The 17,682-nt window shown below is 44.7% G+C and carries 18 protein-coding genes; 3 read left to right on the top strand and 15 right to left on the bottom strand.

What is annotated here, in order from left to right; translation table 11 throughout:
• Positions 1–174: 174 nt before the first annotated feature.
• From J1C86_RS00400 to J1C86_RS00355, 10 genes are all read right to left on the bottom strand, one after another.
• Complete coding sequence (locus J1C86_RS00400; RefSeq protein WP_125409261.1) at positions 175–744, bottom strand: nucleotidyltransferase family protein; 570 nt, start codon at positions 742–744, stop codon at positions 175–177.
• Complete coding sequence (ruvB, locus tag J1C86_RS00395; protein ID WP_125406436.1) at positions 741–1,739, bottom strand: Holliday junction branch migration DNA helicase RuvB; 999 nt, start codon at positions 1,737–1,739, stop codon at positions 741–743. Before ruvB ends, J1C86_RS00400 begins: the two co-directional genes overlap by 4 nt.
• A gap of 559 nt (positions 1,740–2,298) precedes the next feature.
• Entirely contained in the window at positions 2,299–3,345 is a 1,047-nt protein-coding gene (locus J1C86_RS00390) for an aldose epimerase family protein (RefSeq protein ID WP_125406433.1), read from the bottom strand.
• A gap of 24 nt (positions 3,346–3,369) precedes the next feature.
• Complete coding sequence (gene lacD / locus J1C86_RS00385; protein ID WP_125406430.1) at positions 3,370–4,407, bottom strand: tagatose-bisphosphate aldolase; 1,038 nt, start codon at positions 4,405–4,407, stop codon at positions 3,370–3,372.
• 14 nt (positions 4,408–4,421) lie between these two features.
• Positions 4,422–5,600, bottom strand: a complete 1,179-nt coding sequence (locus J1C86_RS00380; protein ID WP_125406427.1) for an SIS domain-containing protein — start codon at positions 5,598–5,600, stop codon at positions 4,422–4,424.
• 311 nt (positions 5,601–5,911) lie between these two features.
• On the bottom strand, positions 5,912–6,316 hold the full coding sequence (locus J1C86_RS00375; protein WP_002894390.1) for a PTS sugar transporter subunit IIA: 405 nt from the start codon (positions 6,314–6,316) through the stop codon (positions 5,912–5,914).
• 11 nt (positions 6,317–6,327) lie between these two features.
• Positions 6,328–7,152 carry a PTS system mannose/fructose/sorbose family transporter subunit IID gene (locus tag J1C86_RS00370; RefSeq protein ID WP_125406424.1) on the bottom strand — a complete coding sequence of 275 codons (825 nt, stop codon included), beginning with the start codon at positions 7,150–7,152 and terminating at the stop codon, positions 6,328–6,330.
• Entirely contained in the window at positions 7,139–8,044 is a 906-nt protein-coding gene (locus J1C86_RS00365; protein WP_125406421.1) for a PTS mannose/fructose/sorbose/N-acetylgalactosamine transporter subunit IIC, read from the bottom strand. The genes J1C86_RS00370 and J1C86_RS00365 overlap by 14 nt, the downstream gene beginning before the upstream one ends.
• 25 nt (positions 8,045–8,069) lie before the next feature.
• On the bottom strand, positions 8,070–8,546 hold the full coding sequence (locus J1C86_RS00360; protein WP_002898809.1) for a PTS system mannose/fructose/N-acetylgalactosamine-transporter subunit IIB: 477 nt from the start codon (positions 8,544–8,546) through the stop codon (positions 8,070–8,072).
• Positions 8,543–10,330, bottom strand: coding sequence for a glycoside hydrolase family 35 protein (locus J1C86_RS00355; protein ID WP_125409259.1), 1,788 nt, complete (start codon positions 10,328–10,330; stop codon positions 8,543–8,545). The genes J1C86_RS00360 and J1C86_RS00355 overlap by 4 nt, the downstream gene beginning before the upstream one ends.
• A 139-nt stretch (positions 10,331–10,469) precedes the next feature.
• On the opposite strand from J1C86_RS00355, the gene J1C86_RS00350 reads away from it, so the two are divergent.
• Positions 10,470–11,186: a GntR family transcriptional regulator gene (locus J1C86_RS00350; protein ID WP_002907683.1), complete on the top strand. Its 717-nt coding sequence runs from the start codon at positions 10,470–10,472 to the stop codon at positions 11,184–11,186.
• Between the two features lie 328 nt (positions 11,187–11,514).
• On the opposite strand, the gene dhaM is transcribed toward J1C86_RS00350, so the two are convergent.
• The 3 genes from dhaM to dhaK are packed head-to-tail and all read right to left on the bottom strand — an operon-like array spanning position 11,515 to position 13,467.
• Positions 11,515–11,889 carry a dihydroxyacetone kinase phosphoryl donor subunit DhaM gene (dhaM, locus tag J1C86_RS00345; protein ID WP_002898815.1) on the bottom strand — a complete coding sequence of 125 codons (375 nt, stop codon included), beginning with the start codon at positions 11,887–11,889 and terminating at the stop codon, positions 11,515–11,517.
• The gene (dhaL, locus tag J1C86_RS00340; RefSeq protein WP_125406412.1) at positions 11,889–12,467 is read right to left on the bottom strand and encodes a dihydroxyacetone kinase subunit DhaL; all 579 of its coding nucleotides are present in this window, start codon (positions 12,465–12,467) and stop codon (positions 11,889–11,891) included. Before dhaL ends, dhaM begins: the two co-directional genes overlap by 1 nt.
• A gap of 10 nt (positions 12,468–12,477) precedes the next feature.
• The gene (dhaK, locus tag J1C86_RS00335) at positions 12,478–13,467 is read right to left on the bottom strand and encodes a dihydroxyacetone kinase subunit DhaK (protein ID WP_125406409.1); all 990 of its coding nucleotides are present in this window, start codon (positions 13,465–13,467) and stop codon (positions 12,478–12,480) included.
• A 216-nt stretch (positions 13,468–13,683) separates the two neighbouring features.
• On the opposite strand from dhaK, the gene J1C86_RS00330 reads away from it, so the two are divergent.
• Positions 13,684–14,280, top strand: a complete 597-nt coding sequence (locus J1C86_RS00330) for a TetR/AcrR family transcriptional regulator (protein WP_125406406.1) — start codon at positions 13,684–13,686, stop codon at positions 14,278–14,280.
• Positions 14,277–14,843, top strand: coding sequence for an NAD(P)H-dependent oxidoreductase (locus tag J1C86_RS00325; RefSeq protein WP_125406403.1), 567 nt, complete (start codon positions 14,277–14,279; stop codon positions 14,841–14,843). Before J1C86_RS00330 ends, J1C86_RS00325 begins: the two co-directional genes overlap by 4 nt.
• 43 nt (positions 14,844–14,886) lie before the next feature.
• Here the strand turns inward: J1C86_RS00325 and purB are convergent, their stop codons facing one another.
• Positions 14,887–16,182, bottom strand: a complete 1,296-nt coding sequence (purB, locus tag J1C86_RS00320; protein ID WP_125406400.1) for an adenylosuccinate lyase — start codon at positions 16,180–16,182, stop codon at positions 14,887–14,889.
• Between the two features lie 19 nt (positions 16,183–16,201).
• Positions 16,202–17,662: an AAA family ATPase gene (locus tag J1C86_RS00315; RefSeq protein WP_125406397.1), complete on the bottom strand. Its 1,461-nt coding sequence runs from the start codon at positions 17,660–17,662 to the stop codon at positions 16,202–16,204.
• Positions 17,663–17,682: the final 20 nt, after the last annotated feature.

Raw genomic sequence — 17,682 nt, 5'->3', positions numbered from 1 at the left:
CTCATGTCTGAAAATAGCAAAAAACCACCGTTCGGTGGCTTTTTGTAGGGAGATTATTTTTTAAAAAGAAAAAAGTTTTAGGAGTTAAGTTAATTTCTTAACTTGGTTATAGTATAATATCCATTTCTTAAAACTTTCTTAAAATAACTCAAACATTTTACTCTTAGCTTGTACCTATTTATCAGGATAGTGATATTCCAGCTGCGACCAGCGTTTTTGCCAATTCTTCTTAGCCAAACGCTCAGAATAGACACGCTGGCGCTCCTTATTTTCAAGAAAATGAGGAGTCGGTCTAACCTGAAAGTTTAAGATATCCTCCAAACCATAGGGAGCAAAAAGTTCCAGTTTGTCATTTGCCAGCAAGCGCAGGCCGATAGCCATGCAGCGCTCAGGATACTTACTCATGGCTTCGCGAGCGTTTTTATAAGGCGCTGTTCCAGGACTATGCCGGTGCATATAGGCTTGATTTCTCAGTTCCCATTGATACTGTGGCCAGTCTGCCTTGAGCTTGGCTTCCAGCTCTACCGTCTCTGCCTCAGCATAACTCGGATCAAAGAAAATGACATCTACATCCGTGTCTGGGTCAAAACCTGGTCGCTCTGACAATAGATTCCAGATAAAATTCCTCACACATCCAGCTGCTAACCAAGAGTCCTTGAGCTCCAGACTGCGAATAATTTCCAAAATTGCTCGGATGTCTGGAGCTTGACCTAGTCGGTCTAAAATCTCCTTTTCTGTCATCATTCCTTCATATACTCATATCCTAAATGCTCATAGGCTTTGCGGGTAGCCACGCGCCCAGTCCGTGTCCGCATGACAAAGCCTTTCTGAATTAGGTAAGGCTCATACATGTCCTCCACTGTTTCACGCTCCTCAGCAATATTGACCGAGAGGGTTCCAAGCCCTACCGGACCGCCACCGTAAACCTCAATCATAGTCTTCAAAATCTTCTGGTCCACATAGTCCAGCCCCTCTTGATCCACATCCAGCATGGAGAGAGCTTGGTCGGTTATCTTATCATCAATCAGGCCATTGCCCATAATCTGCGCGTAGTCCCGGACCCGCTTGAGCAAACGGTTGGCAATCCGCGGCGTGCCTCGGCTACGCAGAGCCAGCTTCTTCGCAGCCTCGTGGGTAATAGCCATCTCAAAAATCTCTGCCGTCCGCTCAACGATTTCAGTCAGGTCGCCAGCTTCATAATACTCCATGTGACCGGTAATCCCAAAGCGAGCCCGCAGAGGATTGGACAGCATGCCTGCCCGAGTAGTCGCCCCAATCAGAGTAAAAGGCGGCAAATCCAGATGGACGCTGCGACTGGTCTCACCCGAGCCAATCATAATGTCGATGTAAAAGTCTTCCATAGCGCTGTAAAGCACTTCCTCTACTGCCATTGGCAAGCGGTGAATCTCATCTATAAAGAGGACATCACCCGGCTCAAGGTCATTTAAGATCGCAACTAAATCACCAGATTTCTCAATCACCGGACCTGAAGTCTGCTTGAGATTTACGCCTAGTTCATTGGCAATGACAAAGGCCATGGTCGTCTTCCCCAGACCTGGAGGGCCAAAAAGAAGGGTGTGGTCGAGCGCCTCATCCCTCAGCTTGGCCGCTTCAATAAAAATCTTCAGTTGGTCCTTGACCTTGTCCTGGCCGATATACTCCTGCAAATACTGGGGACGCAAGGTGCGCTCCACCAATTCCTCATCACCCATTAATTCATTGTCTAAAATTCTACTCATAGAACTATTATAGCAGAAAATAAAGCAGAGGAAGCAAATCTAATCAACGTCTGAACACAAAAAAAGACCACCGGATTGGGTGGCCTTTATGGGAGATTATTATGAAAAAGTTTAGGATTTCTATCAAATAAAGTTAGGAGGTCTTCATTTGATACTCATAGTATACTGTCCCTAACTTAAAGAAACCTTAACTTTGTATAACGTATCCTTTAAAATTTAACATTTGAGTTACAATCCGATAAACTTCCTGTCTTATTCTAAAATTTGAGCAAAAAAAGACCACCGGATTGGGTGGCCTTTATGGGAGATTATTATGAAAAAGTTTAGGATTATCAAACAAAGTTAGGGGGCTTCATTTGATAAAAATAAGTATAGCAGCCTTAGCTTAAGAAAAACTTAAAGTAAAATTCAGTTAGCAAAAAAGATTTTGCTTTTGATTGTGGAGGCTTTTTACTTGCTTAAATTAGCTACTTATGGAAACATAGTCTCTGAAAACTGGACAAAGAAAAACGGCAGAAGGAGGTACTGCCGTTTTCTGTGCTCTTTCGCGATTGTTTCTTTATAAAGTTGCTGGTACATCAGCAAAATACACCGTCCTGCTGGTAAAAATCTGACCGGCCTTGAGAATGACATCTGACTGCTGGCTGCTGTGAATGGCATCCGGCAAAGCCTGGGCTTCCAGGGCCAAGCCATTATGCTGAATCATAGGTTGGCCATCAAACTGAACGGAATCATCCACGCAATTCGCTGAATAAATCACTAGGCAGGGCGCCTGAGTCTCAATAGTCAGACGGCGGCCCGATGCTGGATGATAGAGCGTACCTGCCTGGTTTCGGCTTGGGCTTAGTGCAAAAGGATGATCCAAGCCAGATACCAGCTGGATTTGCTCATCGGTCGCAGCGAAAATTTCTTTAAGGGCAGCGCCCTTGGTCAGCTTCTTGACAAAGTCACGCTCTGCATCAGCCTTTTTTTCAGGAAGGCCGTCAGCTGCGATAGGATAGACACCATCAGTATTGAGCTGCAGGATATGATCATCTATCGGTTGATTGAAACGACCAGACAGATTGAAATAGCTATGGTTGGTCGGATTGACCAAGGTATCTTGATCTGTCTGGACTTGATAGGAGATTTCCAGCTCACCCTTCTCTGTCAGGGTATAGGAAACCCAGATTTTCAGATTGCCCGGGAAGCCGCCAGTTCCGTCAGTCCGCTCTGTATAAAAGGTAAGTCCGTCATTACTGACTTCCTCTACTTCAAAAACGCTACTGTCCCAGCCGCTGGATCCACTATGGTTGCAGTTTAAGCCATTATTGGCCTCTAGCTGAAAGGTCTGACCATTCAGATCAAATGTTGCACCAGCAATACGTCCAGAAACTGGACCAATGCTGGCTCCGTGCTTAGGGCTGTTCCCAATATAGTCCTCAAACTGATCAAAGCCAACGACGATATTGTCAAAGTGATTATTTTTATCAGGAGTGACATACTTGATGACGGTTGCTCCGTAGTTCATGACTATCAGACGATAGCCTCGATCGTTTTCAAAAGTATAAGCCAGAATCTCCTGACCGCCCAGCTTGCCAAAAATGGATTCTCGGTAAGATTTCATACAAAACCTCTTTTATCTATCCTGCTAAAAATCACGAACTTGCCAAGTCCTGTCTTCAAAAGGCAGGTCAAACTTGTCCACCCAAGACACAGCTGTTTGACGCAAGACTTGATTAAGATCCTCGATATTCTGACGGCCTGTTTCGTCCAGCCATGCTTGAGCAGCTGCAGCTCCCTCTTGGGCAAAGACTGATACTGCATCCTTCCAGGTAGCCCGTCCGCACAGAACGCCGTTAAACTGTGAGCCCGCTTCATGGGCTAGCCGCAGCGTTTCTTGGAAAAGTTCGGCACTGACACCAGCGCTGAGGAAGATGAAAGGCAAGTGCGTCGCATCTGACTGTTCTTTAAAGAAAGCTTGGGCTTCCGGCACGCTGTAGACTGGCTCAACTCCTTCTTTGGTGAAGCCCTCGACAAAGTTCATATTGACCGGCACTTCAACCTTTAAGACATCTACATGATAGCGGGGATCTGAAAAGAGCTTGACTGCCTCGTTGACCTTATGCGGCTTAAGCTTGGCATAGTTAGCGTCCAATACACTGTCACTCTTAGCATCATAGGTCAGAATCTCCAGAAAATAAGGAATATCCTCAGCTAAGCATTCACTGCCCACGCGCTCAACCCAGGCCTGCTTGATGTCGTTGATTTCTGCCTTGTCATCCACATCATAGTAAATCAAGACCTTGACGGCATCTGCGTCCATGTCTCGGATGCGACTAGCTGACCAGTTTGGCAGCAAGTCCGGCAGGCGGCCCTCGACTGACACATCATAGCCAGTCTTCTCGTAGGCCACTATCAGCCCGCAGGAAGCATCCCGCAGCTCGGCTGCCGGCAGACCGAACTCCGGATCCAGTAGGATGGAGCTGGCATAGGGCGTCAGCCGACTAGAGATTAATTCTTTAAACTGAACCAGAGCTTGATCACCAGATGGCACATCTTCTCCGCTGGCCAGCATTTTCTTGAGCGAACCACGCTGGTCAATAGCTAAAGCCCCGATAATTCCCTGCTCGTCTGATAGTTTTTTCAAATGGCTCACTTTTTTGTGACTGATTTGTAATTTCTCCATAACTTTTCCTTTTCTTACTGCCCAAAAGGGTGAATGATAACTCCCTGTACTACACGATTGACAGTGCCTGTCGGAGATGGTGTGTCTGGACGGTTCTTGACCTTGAGCGAGGACAGGAGAGCAAAGAGCTGAGCGTAAACGATGTAAGGGAAGATGCGATAGCTATCTCCCAGAGGCTCTTGGGTACTTAGCACTACTTGCTCGACTTCTTCCAACTGCTCCTCCCGGTCAGTCAGCAAGACTAGTCTGCGGACAATCCCGTCACCAGCCACTTCCTGCACCAAGTCCAAATCATAAGCCTTGGTATAGGCATCTGTCGAACCAAAGACCAGAACAACTGTGTCTTGGTTAATCAACGACTTAGGTCCATGCCGGAAACCGACTGGGCTTTCGTACATGGTCGCAATTTGGCCGGCTGTCAGCTCTAAAATCTTGAGCTGGGCTTCATGTGCCAAACCAAAGAAAGGCCCTGCTCCCAGATAAATGACCCGACTGAAATCCAAATCAACCAGCTGCTGCACATCTGCAACGTTTTCTAAAACATCTTGACTGATCTGAATCAGAGCCGCAACCTTGACTTCCTTCTGGTCTAGTTCAGCCCGGTCAAAGACCAAAAGGGCCGTCAGCATCATGGAGCTGAAGCTAGAGGTCATGGCAAAACCAGCATCATTAGAAGCTTCTGGTTGCAGGAGCAAGAGATTCTTCTCATCACCTTGGGCCTGCTGAGCCAGCTTGCCTTGGGCAGCACAAGTAATAGTAATCTGGTACAAGTCATCTACCAACTGCTTGGCCAAGTCCACAGTCGCTACACTTTCTGGGGAATTTCCGCTGCGGGCAAAGGAAACCAGCACTGTCGGCACTTCTCTCTTCAGATGCACCAAGGGATTGGCAACGATATCTGTCGTCGCAATAGCGTTGAAATTCCATTTGCGCTCATCATAAATCTGCCTGAAATAAGGCGTTAAGGTATCTCCGACATAGGCTGATGAGCCAGCTCCGGCAAAAATGACCTTGATGTAGTCATGTTTTTCCTCGATTTTTTTCAGAAAAGCAGCGATGTCTGCGGCCTGAGACTTGTAACTGTCAAAAGCTTCCTTCCAGACCTCAGGCTGCTGATAGATTTCTCTCGTTGTGATGTCAGCCCCCAGACGCTGCAATTCTTCCTGTGAATAATCTAACATTCTCTTTCTCATTCCTTTCCATCATTTGAAAAAAGGGGGAGCGAGACAGAAATCCAGAAAATCAAAGATTTTCGGCTCGCTGTCCCACCCCCGCAACGATGGCTAGACTTGAAATATGCTTTTAACAAGCTTTTTCAAACCAGACAGCGACTGCATTTTGCAATGCTGAACCATCCATTTCCCTAGGCCAAGAGGCATCTCCCAAATTCCTCTTAGACCAATATGCTTGAATCAACCACAGTGGCTTGGCCTCACCTATCATCAGTCTCCCATCTGCTGACAGCGCAAGGACTTGACCTAACTAGAAGTGGCTGTTCAAGCTTTTATTCATCTTCATCATCCATTAGACCAGCTAGAACATCATTAACCTTAACAATATTCTCTGCTGCCTTGGATGGATAGCTGACTTCTGCTCCTGTCAAAGAAGCGTTAATAAACTCAATGACCATGGGCAGATTGACCCCCGCATAAAGCTCAATATCCTGTCCTTCCATAATGAAGCGGCTGACTACATTACAAGGAGTGCCCCCCAAGAGATCCGCAAAAACCAAGTAATCCTCAAAGTCTTTGACCGTTTCTAAGAATTTAGCTGCGAAGTCTTCTGGGCCTTCCTCCGGAAGCAGGGCTACTGCATGGATGTCCTCCTGAGGTCCCATAATCATTTCCGTAGTGGTTTTCAGCTCTTCACAAAAGCGACCATGGCTGACTAAAACTAATTTCTTACTCATAAATCGCTCCATTATTCTGGTACTTGTCCCAGCAGGAAATAGCCAATAGCAGAGAAGCTTACTGCCATGATAATGATAATGAAGATAGCCTTAGTAGAGTTCATTCCTTTCTTGCCCAAGAGCCAGAAGATAAAGCCTGTAAAGACTGCTGGAATCAAACGTGGGAAAATCAGATTCATCATGTCTTGGAAATCAATAGCTTTTTTACCGATGTTCCATACCCAGGATACTTCAAAGTTGATCATAGTAGCAATCAAACCACCCACCATAAAGATACCCAATACAGAAGCCGCTTCAACAAGAGCTGTCAAAGTACTTTGCATGTTGGTGATGAGATTGACCCCTTCTTTGTAGGCAAATTCTAACTGTTTCCAACGGAAAATATCATAAGCAACTGCTACAGCAATCCAAAGTAAAATTCCCCAAGGCTGGCCTGCGATAGCCATGGTAGCAGCGATAGATCCCATGATGGCTGGCACAAGAGAGCCAAAGATAGAGTCTCCAAGAGGAGCAAACGGCCCCATAAGACCTGTCTTGATACCATTGACCGCATCTTTTGATTTAACGCCGTCTTTTTCTTCCATAGCTAGGTCAAAACCTGCAATAATGGTGTGGAAGAAAGGTGATGTATTGAAGAATTGCGTATGCAATTTCATCATTTCTTTCAATTCTGGAGTGCCGTCACCATACATTTTACGCAACTGAGGCAAGAGCATGTAGAGGTAACCAGAACCTTGCATTCGCTCGTAGTTCCAGCCCAATTGGAAGGTGAACAAGCTGCGTTTGTTGATTTGTTTAAAATCTTCTTTTGTTAATTTATAATTAGAGTTCGTCATCTTCAATTTCCTCACTTTCTGATTTTATGCTAGCAGCTGGAACAGCAGCTACTGTTCTTTGGCTGTATTTGAAATGCTGTACTGCAAGGAAGATACCAAAGATAGCTACACCAATCATAGACAAGCCTTTGAAGTTGTTGGCAAATGTGATCGCAGCATCTTTTGGAAGAGTTCCAACAATACTAGATACAGCCCCACCCAAAGTTTGAATATTTGAGTAAAGAACAGTCAGCATAGCAGTCAAGCCAAAACCAAGAGCTAAGTAATGAAGATTACGTTTAACTGGAAGGTAACGAAGTAAGATAGCAAACCCAAGTCCTGGAAGCATACGACCTGCCAGTGTCAAACCTGCAGCCAACCATTTCACACCAGCAACACCATCTACTATCGCTTGAACAAATGTTCCACCATAAGCCAGAGCCAGAAAGACTGGCAGGGCACGAGACAGAGCCCAAGGAAGGGCACCTAAGAGATAGTTGCGTTCAATACCTTTATAGTCGAAGCGTTCAACTGCTGCATCCACACGGTGTGCGAAATAAGTCGTTGTCATGCGACCTAAGATATCGAAGTATGTCAACAAAGTTGCTACTGGTACTGCGATTGTCGCAATAGCCAACTCTGGCTTAATGCCTTGTGCTACAGAGAAGGCTGTCGCCAAAACGGCACCTGATGTTGCATCAATACGAGAAGCCCCACCAAATGTCCCTACACCAAGAACGAATAATTGCAGGCTACCACCGATAAACAAACCAGTCGTCAAATCACCCATAATCAAGCCAGTAATGAACCCAGCAAATACAGGGGATCCTGCTGACGAAACGATAGTCAACTCATCACAGATTTGATAAGCTGAGTACAAAGTGAGTAGTAAAATTTGCCACCATTGTATCATAACAATGTCCTCCTAAAATTTTGTCCTATTTTAATAACTTCATGAAGTCCTCAACCGGATCGTTGGGAACCATTTGCGCTGTCAGTTTGACTCCTTTTTCATGCAGCTTGTGAAAGGCTTCAACATCTGCATCTACCACGTTGATCGAGCGGGTAATGGAGCGAGTTTCGTCTGACTGAGACATATTGCCGACGTTCAGCGTTTCCAGCGGAACACCAGCTTCAACCAACCGCAGGAAGCGGTCTGGCTTGCGAGCGACAATCAAGAGTCGCTGTGAATCATACTTGCCAGCCAAGATATTTTCTGCTGCCTTAGCAATCGGCAAGACACTGAGTTTCACACCAGCTGGCGTTGCGAGCTTGAGCCCGCTCTTTTCGATAGCATTTTCAGCTACCTCATCGTCAATCACCATAATGCGTGAAATGTTGAGCTTGGTAGTCCAAAGATTGGCTACCTGTCCATGGATCAAACGTCCATCGATACGTGCACCTACTATTGTCATAGATTTTCCCCCTTTATTGTTTTAAATGTAGGTTGGTTAACTAAGTGAATGGTTTCGCTATAGATCCCTTCTGTCTCAAAGATAATGATGCGATTGTCGCCTTCTCTGAGCAAGCTGTGCGGGATATAGAGCGATAGGGTCGGTCCGACATTCCAGAAACGGCCAATGCTGACACCATTGACAAAGACGACACCCTTGCCAAAGTCGGACAGATCCAGATAAGTATCTTTAAGCGCTTTCATTTTAAAGTCAAAAGCATAGAAAGCTGGTTGCTTTTCCTGCCACCCTTTTGAAAAGTCAATCTTTTCTGGATGATCTAGCGGCAATGGGTAATGCTGCCAGTCAAGCAGGAAGTGCAGGTCCTTACAGACACCGGTACGAATACCCTTCTGCTGGGTATCTGCCAGTAGCTTATGCCCATAATTGACCCGGCCCATATTTTCCATCAGAATGTCAAGCTGGTGCTCTGCCTTTTTCTGACCGTCCACCATGATATCCTGACCGATTTCTGTCTGGTACTGGGTTGCAATGTGCTGACCGTCCACATAGAGCTGCATACGGTCGCGGCCGTCAATGACACGGAGCCTTTCCTGATCAGCATCCCAACTAGCCCAAGTCCGATAGAGCAAGTAGCCGACATTTTGCCCCAACTCTTCCATCTTCATCGGATAAAGACTTTCGATAGGCTCTGCCAAGTCAGACAGTGTCTCAAAGAGACTAACCTTCTGACTGAGCGGAATATTCCTGAGCTCAAAAGACTCTTTAACCAAGGGCTCCCTCTGCGGATACTCTGGATAATACTTTTTCAGCATCCTCTGGACTGCATAGTACTTGTCCGTCGGATTGCCACGCTCATCGAGTAGAGCATCATAGTCATAGGAAGTTACCTGTGGCAGGTCAATGACGCCTCTGGCCGAACAGCCGTTCATAAAGCCAAAGTTGGTACCGCCATGAAACATATAGAGATTGATTGAGCCCTGCTGGAGCACTTCGTGGACAGCTTGAGCCAACTCGTCTGGATCTCGCTTGATGATAGGTTCTTTCCAGCGATTGAACCAGCCGTCCCAGAACTCCATACACATGAGCGGCCACTTTTTACCATGCTCGTCAAAGAATTCCAGCATCTGGGCAAAATTGTAATCTGCCTTAGAGCCGAAATTTCCTGTCACAAAGACCTCATCATCAATCAGCGTACCAGCTTGAAGGGTAGCCCGCCAAGGTCCGTCTGAAGTAAAGAGCGGACAAGTTACACCTCGCTCCTCCATGAGCTGTCTGATTGCTCTCAGGTAGGCCTTGTCTTCCCCATAAGAACCGTACTCATTTTCCACCTGCATCATGAGGATATTTCCCCCATTGTCCAGAAGCCTTGGAGTCAGTCGCGGCAGCAGCTCGTCATAATAACCGGCTACAGCCTGCAGAAAGGCCTCATCTGATGAGCGGATGCGCATATTTTCATTGAGCAGCCAGGCCGGCAGACCGCCAAACTCCCACTCAGCGCAGATAAAAGGCGAAGGGCGGATAATGGCATAAAGTCCCAAATCCTGAGCCGTCTGTAAAAATGCCTCAATATCTAAAATCCCTTGAAAGTTAAAGACACCTTTTTGAGGTTCATGCATATTCCAGGGAAGATAGGTCTCTACTGTATTAAAGCCCAGAGCTTTGAGATTATAAAGGGAATGATACCAATCCTCAGGCTGTACCCGAAAATAGTGAATGGCCCCCGATAAAATCTTAAACTCTCGATCATCCAAACAGAAGGAATGACCAATTTTGAATCTTGCCATCTGATGTTCCCTCAGTTATAAAACCGCTTTCATCTCTTATTAATATTAATATAATAAATTTTTGCATAAATGTCAACATTTTTTTTAAAAATATGTTAAAATCTTAAGTAAGAGAAGTAAAAAAAGAGAGGTGAACAAAATGGCTATTCCAAAATACCAACAAATCAAAGATGAGCTCAAGCAGCAAATCATTTCTGGCAAATTTGAAAATGGCGATAAGTTTTACACAGAGGCTGAGCTGATTCAGATGTTTAATGTCAGCTCCATTACTGTTGTCCGCGCTTTGAATGAGCTGGCCAATGATGGTTACATCATCCGCCAGCAAGGCAAGGGAACCTTCGTTTCACGTGCAAGAAAGCACAAGCTGGTGGAATTTTCTGACGTTGAGACATTCCCTATCCAAAAAGATAAGGTGACTGTTCTCTCCATCAAACGTGGGAATGACCTGAAAATCTTGGATAAGCTAGAACTGGCACCAACGCAGTTCTACTATAAGATTGACCGGATCAGACGGACTGGCGATAAAGTCTATATCTATCACCAAACCTATATCCCTGAGCAATACATCAATCCTAACTATCCAGATATGGACTACTACAGCTCCATTTACAACCGCTTCAAAACTGACTACCACATTCACATGAATGATGAACATTTTGAAGAGACCAATGAAATTGTCTTTCCAACACCAAAAGATGTTGCGAAAGTACTGGAAGTTGATACCAACTTCCCGACCGTTCATCAGGTGAAGATTACCCAGCTGGAAAGTACTGGACAGATCTTAGAGTACAGCGAAACTTACAAACGCGGTGACTTCTTCAAGATTAAGTTCATTTCCTGCAATCGGGACCACTAAGATTAAAAACGATGGCTTCTAATCGGCTGTCGTTTTTTCTTTCATCTTGTGTACTTATATCTATTATAAGTCTATCTATACCAATTTGCAATCCATTCTAAGAACTTTTGTTCATTAAAAGGCGAATAGTGTCAAAAATTAAACGCAGGCTATAAATTTGTCCTATTTTTAATCAATTTAAAGAAGAAAGAAATAAGAAACACTGGCTCTTCCCCTGAAAATTAGTACAGCGATAAAGCAAAAAAGCTGAGGTTGAATCCCAGCTTTATAATATAAAATGTTCCTTATTTTGCAAATGAAGTCGTTTATTAAGTCTCTATAAAACCTGCTATTTCTTTATTTCTAATTCACGAACCTGAAGCAAAACATTAGGTAAATCTGCCCCAGCCTGAAGAAGGGCAGCAGCCGTATAGGCTCCCTCTACCAAAGGAACATTATTGATAATGATTTCCTTGTCAGAAAAGTCTGCGACCATTTCTAGATTCATGCGAGCTGAGCCCAAATCGAAAAAGGCCAAAATAGTGTCCTTGTCATTGGCATCTAAAGCTGCCTGAATCCCTTCAAAGCTGGTCCCAATGCTACCGTCGTCCAACCCGCCCACATAGCTGATGGCCACATCTGCCGCCACCTGCGAAATGAGGTCAAACAAGCCTTGGGCTAGGTTTTTGGAATGGGAAACGATAAGAATGCCAGTATCTGCCATCAGCCTGCCTCCGTTTCTAACAGAGCCTCAAAGAGGAGACCAGATGAAGCCGAACCGGGATCAATATGACCGATAGACCGCTCACCGACATAGGAAGCCCGCCCCTTGGTCGCTTTCAGATCTTTGGTCGCTTCCACTAGGGAGCCAATTTTTTCATGCGTCAAGCATCCGGACTGCAGAGAAACAGGAATCCCCGACCAGACATCCACCATGGTCTTCTCACCCGGCACAGCCTTGCCCCGCTTCTGAATCATGTCCAGCCCAGCTTGGATGACTTCTGACAAGTCTTTGCCGTCTTTTTCGGCCTTGGCCATGCCCATGAAGGCCGAGCCATAGAGAGGGCCGGAAGCACCACCGACCTTACTAATCAGCTGCATGGAAACAGCCTGAAAAACCTCAGCCGCACTAGCAAAGTCCTTAGCAGCTAAACTCTCTACTGCTGCTGCCATTCCCCTGGCCATATTGCCACCGTGATCTCCGTCGCCGATGGGAGTGTCGAGATCAGACAGATAGGCTTTCTGGTCCTGGATCTTCTCGTTGAACAACTGCATCCATTTTTTTGCTCTTGCTGCGTCCATAAGCACCTCCTTACCAAGCGGCTGTCGTGACAGGACTATTGAGAGCTGTCAGCCAGTCTGACTGGTCCAGCTCGATAAAGGTCAGAGAAATCCCTGCCATGTCAATGGAGGTCATGTAATTACCCAGCTTTTTATAGACAACTTCAACTCCAGCATCTGCCAAGAGATTTGCTACATCGGCCGCAAAGACATACTGCTCCATAAGCGGTGTTGCACCCATACCATTGATGAGAATGCCGATTTTCTTACCAGATTTGAGCTCAAAGGACTGACTGAGTTTTTCGATCAATTCCTTGGCTAAGTCCTTAGACGGCTGCATCTTTTCCTTGCGATAGCCGGGCTCACCATGGATGCCAATGCCGAACTCTATCTCATCATCAGCCAAAACAAAACCAGGCTTGCCGACTTCCGGAACGGTTGCTCCGCTCAGAGCCAAGCCGACCGTGTGGATATTTTTGACCAGCTCATCAGCTAGAGCCTTGATTTCAGTCAGAGATTTGCCTGCACGCGCCGCATCTCCTAGAATTTTATGGACAAGAATGGTGCCAGCCACTCCACGGCGACCTTGAGTATAGAGACTGTCTTCCACTGCGATATCGTCATCTACGACGACACTAGCCACCTCAATCCCTTCCATCTCAGCCATTTCCTGAGCCATTTCAAAGTTCATGATGTCACCGGAGTAATTCTTGATTACCATGAAGACCCCGGCTCCCTCATCCGCTTCCTTGATAGCTTGCAAGACTTGGTCAGGTGTTGGCGAAGTAAAGACCGCTCCGCAGATAGCAGCCGACAGCATGCCCTCACCGACAAAGCCAGCATGGGAAGGCTCATGACCACTGCCACCGCCAGAAATCAGGCCAACCTTGGCTGTCTTCTCACTCTTGCGGGCAATGATATCAAAGCCCTCCACCCGATAAACCAAATCGCTGTGAATATAGGCCAAGCCGTCCAGCATCTCGTCCACAACCGCTGTTGGGTCGTTGATAATTTTCTTCATAGGTGTCCTCCATTTCTCGGCGCTTCTCTAAAATGAGCAATTCGCCCTAAAAAGAAAGCGCTATCATTTTAATGTTATTTTAACATTTTATCTTACCGAAAGCAAATTCTGCCACATCCTAGAATAGAAGAAAGCATCAAATTAGTTGACAAGAAAAAGTAGACAGTGTATACTAAAGATAGATAAGTAGACAGTGTATACTTTAGGAGAAAATGAATGAAACGCAATACTGCCCAGCTGAAAGAACAGCTCATTCAAACAGGGATTGACGAAATCGGAAAACATGGAATTGAACAGCTCTCGCTAAGGACTGTTGCCAAGGCCTGCGGTGTAACTCACGGCAGCCCTTACCGCCATTTTGAGAGCAAGGAAGGCTACCTCAAGGTGGTTTTGACCCAGCTTTCGCTGTTTCTCAATCAGGAAATCAATGAAAATATTGATGCGACAGGTTCTGCGCGTGATCAGCTGACCCAGCTTGGTCTTAATTTCATTATTTTTGCCAAGACCTACCCTCATTTTTTCGAAGCACTCTTTATCAAATTCCCTTTTAAATATATGAAGGTGACGCAGGACACTATTCTCTTGGAGTCTGACCTGCCTGGATTTGATAAATTTAAGGAGCTCGTTTTAAAGCTTCGCAAGGAGGAAAAGTTTAACAATAGCGAAGCGGAAAGCCTTTTTCACTTTTGGAGCTTTATCACAGGCCTAGCCGTTCTAGCCAACAGTCCCATCGGACAAGACCTTGATCCCCAAGCCATCCAAAGCACGATTGAGCACATGCTTGACATTTATATCAAAGGAGAACGATCATGAAAACCTTGATTATTTACACCCACCCCAGCCCAACTGGCTTCAATGCTGCTATTCTCAAAGAAGTTCAAAGCAACCTTTCTAAAAAGCACGAGGTGAAAACCTTGGACTTGTATGCTGAAAATTTTGATCCAATCTTGCGCTTTGACCAAGAACACAGACGCCGTGACTTGCATAAAGACCCTGAAATGGCCAAATACCGAGATTTAATCACTTGGGCAGACCATCTGATTTTCATTTTCCCTATCTGGTGGAGCGGTATGCCGGCCATTCTCAAAGGCTTTATCGACCGCGTCTTTGCAGCTGACTTTGCCTACTCTTATAAGAAAATCGGCATGCAAGGCCACTTGCAAGGCAAGTCTGCATGGATTATCGTTAGCCATAATACACCAGGTTTTGCCCTGCCTTTCGTCCAAGACTACGGCAAGGTACTTAAAAATCAAATCCTGAAACTTTGTGGTATTTCTCCAGTCAAACTGACAGAGCTCAACGGAGTAGAACGCAAAACAGACCAACAACGCCAAGAAATGCTCAAGAAAATCGGGCAGCTGGCCAGTCAAATTTAATATAAAGAAAATAGGCACTTCTTACGAAATGCCTATTTTTTGTTTAATCCAGCCCCACGCGCTTGAAGATTTCATCTACGCGCTTGGTATAGTAAACTGGGTTGAAGATTTCATCAATCTCTTCCTGAGTAAGACGGGAAGTGACTTCTGGATCCGCTTTGAGTAGAGGCTTGAAGTCCACTTGATTATCCCAAGACTGGGCAGTCTTTGGCTGCACCAAGTCATAAGCTTGCTCTCGCGTCATGCCTTTTTCAATCAAGGTCAACATAGCCCGCTGACTGAAGATAAGACCAAAGGTCGAGTTCATGTTGCGCTTCATGTTTTCTGGGAAGACGGTCAAGTTCTTGAGGATATTACCAAAGCGGTTGAGCATGTAGTCGATAAGAATGGTCGTGTCTGGAGCGATAATCCGCTCAGCTGATGAGTGGGAAATGTCACGCTCATGCCAGAGAGAGACGTTCTCAAAGGCCGTCACCATGTGACCGCGAATAACACGCGCCAGACCAGTCATATTTTCAGATCCGATTGGATTACGCTTGTGAGGCATAGCTGAACTGCCTTTTTGACCCTTGGCAAAGAACTCTTCCACCTCGCGCTGCTCAGACTTTTGCAGACCACGAATCTCAGTCGCCATGCGTTCGATAGATGTCGCAATCAAGGCTAAGGCTGAGAAGTATTCAGCATGGAGGTCACGTGGCAGGACTTGGGTCGAAATCTCTTGTGGACGGATGCCTAATTTCTCACAGACATAGCTTTCCACAAATGGCGGAATGTTGGCGAAGTTCCCAACCGCTCCAGAGATTTTCCCGGCTTCCACACCCGCAGCCGCAATCTCGAAACGCTCGATGTTGCGCTTCATTTCGCTGTACCAAGTCGCGAGCTTAAGTCCGAAAGTCGTCGGCTCCGCATGCACCCCGTGAGTCCGTCCCATCATGATGGTGAACTTATGCTCCCGCGCCCGCTCTGCAATGATGTCAGTGAAGCAACGCAGATCCTCACGAATAATGTCATTAGCCTGCTTGTAGAGGTAGCCGTAGGCCGTATCCACCACATCAGTCGAGGTCAAGCCATAGTGCACCCACTTGCGCTCTTCACCAAGTGTCTCAGAAACTGCCCGCGTAAAAGCCACCACATCGTGGCGCGTCTCCTGCTCAATCTCCAAAATACGATCGATGTCAAAGTCTGCCTTCTCGCGAATCAAAGCCACATCTTCCTTAGGGATTTCCCCCAACTCAGCCCAGGCCTCATCAGCCAGAATCTCTACCTCCAGCCAAGCCTTGTACTTATTTTCCTCTGTCCAAATGTTCGCCATTTCAGGGCGAGAATAACGGTTGATCATTATTTGCTCCTTTTTATTTCTAAATAACTTCAACTAACTTTAGTGTTCTTCTAACAAATGTCAGCAATTCTTGATAATCAATAGACTGTCTTTGGTTTATATTGCTATGATGAAATTCTTTTGAATAATCATTAACATCAGTTAGTTCTTCCAGATAAGGTTTTAATTTATAAAATACAGAACTTTGTTCTGATTTTTTTACATGAGCAATCATATCTCCTAGCCACTCATCTTTTTTCAAATGATTAAAGTATTTAATCCTAAACATTCCCTCTAATGTTGGACGAATACTTCTAGCAACTCTTAGTATATCGCTCTCATCTGTTAATAAACCATTTGAGAAACTATGTAAATCAGTAATATCCTTCAATAATCCCTGCAATGAAAGCTCCTCAAACGATACACTCTGAATATGACGATTTTTAGGTAAAATTCTTATTTGTAATGTTTCAGGATTTAAGAGACTCCTCTCAAGCTCACTTCCAAAATTTAAATCATGGGTTAAAACAATTAGTTGTTTTATTTTTTCAGATAGCCTAGATAATTCCTTAATAGTCGCTTTTTTTCTGGAAGAATCAAAACTTGTAAACGGGTCATCCACAACCACTATATAAGATTCAGAATCAGCTATTAAATCAAACTTTGCTAAGAATATTGCCAAAGCTAATGTATTTTTATCACCCTCACTAAGAACATATCTTAATGGGATTTTACTTTTGCCATCTTCATCTAGCACAACTCTATTTCCGTTTACTTTTATCTCAATAGCAGCTCTTTGAAATGTTGCGCTTCCTTTTCCAAAGGAATAAAAGGGTGTGATTTTTGTCACTTCAATGTTAGGTGTGAATCTGAGTAAATATTTATTAATAGCTTCTTCAAATTTTTTGAATATTATTGCTAGACTATTGACTTGTACATTTTTAATTTGTCGTAAAGCTTTTTTATTCTGTTTCCATTTGCGCCTAGTGCGTTCCCAATCATTTTTTATCCCATTTATATTACGCGACCCCCAGAGTCTTCTAGCTAAGATTTTTCTATCAGATTCAAGTCGAATAGCCTCTTTCATTATAAGCGAAGCCTCAGGAACATTTAATAAACTAAATAAAGTTGATGTGTTCAATGAATCATCTCTATTAGAATCGCTTCCAACAGAATATATATTATTTTCTAAATAAAAATTATTAAACGTAACAATGTTGCTCAACTTTTTATCCCATTGCTTATCCTTAAACTTATAATTTTCTCCTCCTATTCTTAAATGGATATCTGGTTTTCCTTCCACAAATAACGACGCTTTCTTCCCCACCAATTTAGTTTTACCATTAAGTGAATCAAATAAAATTGAGAGGGTGGTTTTCCCACTTCCATTAGGGGCATAAATAATATTATTCTTTCTTAAAGTACCGTCCCATTCACTACCACCACTCATGTAATTTGTAAAAGGACCATAGTTTTTTATACTAATGATTTTTTCAATCATATTACTAATTCCCTCTCTCT

This window comes from Streptococcus sanguinis (assembly GCF_050220005.1).
Taxonomy (GTDB): domain Bacteria; phylum Bacillota; class Bacilli; order Lactobacillales; family Streptococcaceae; genus Streptococcus; species Streptococcus sanguinis_Z.
Note: the sequence above shows the minus strand (reverse complement) of the source record. Positions and strands in the feature narration are given on the sequence as shown.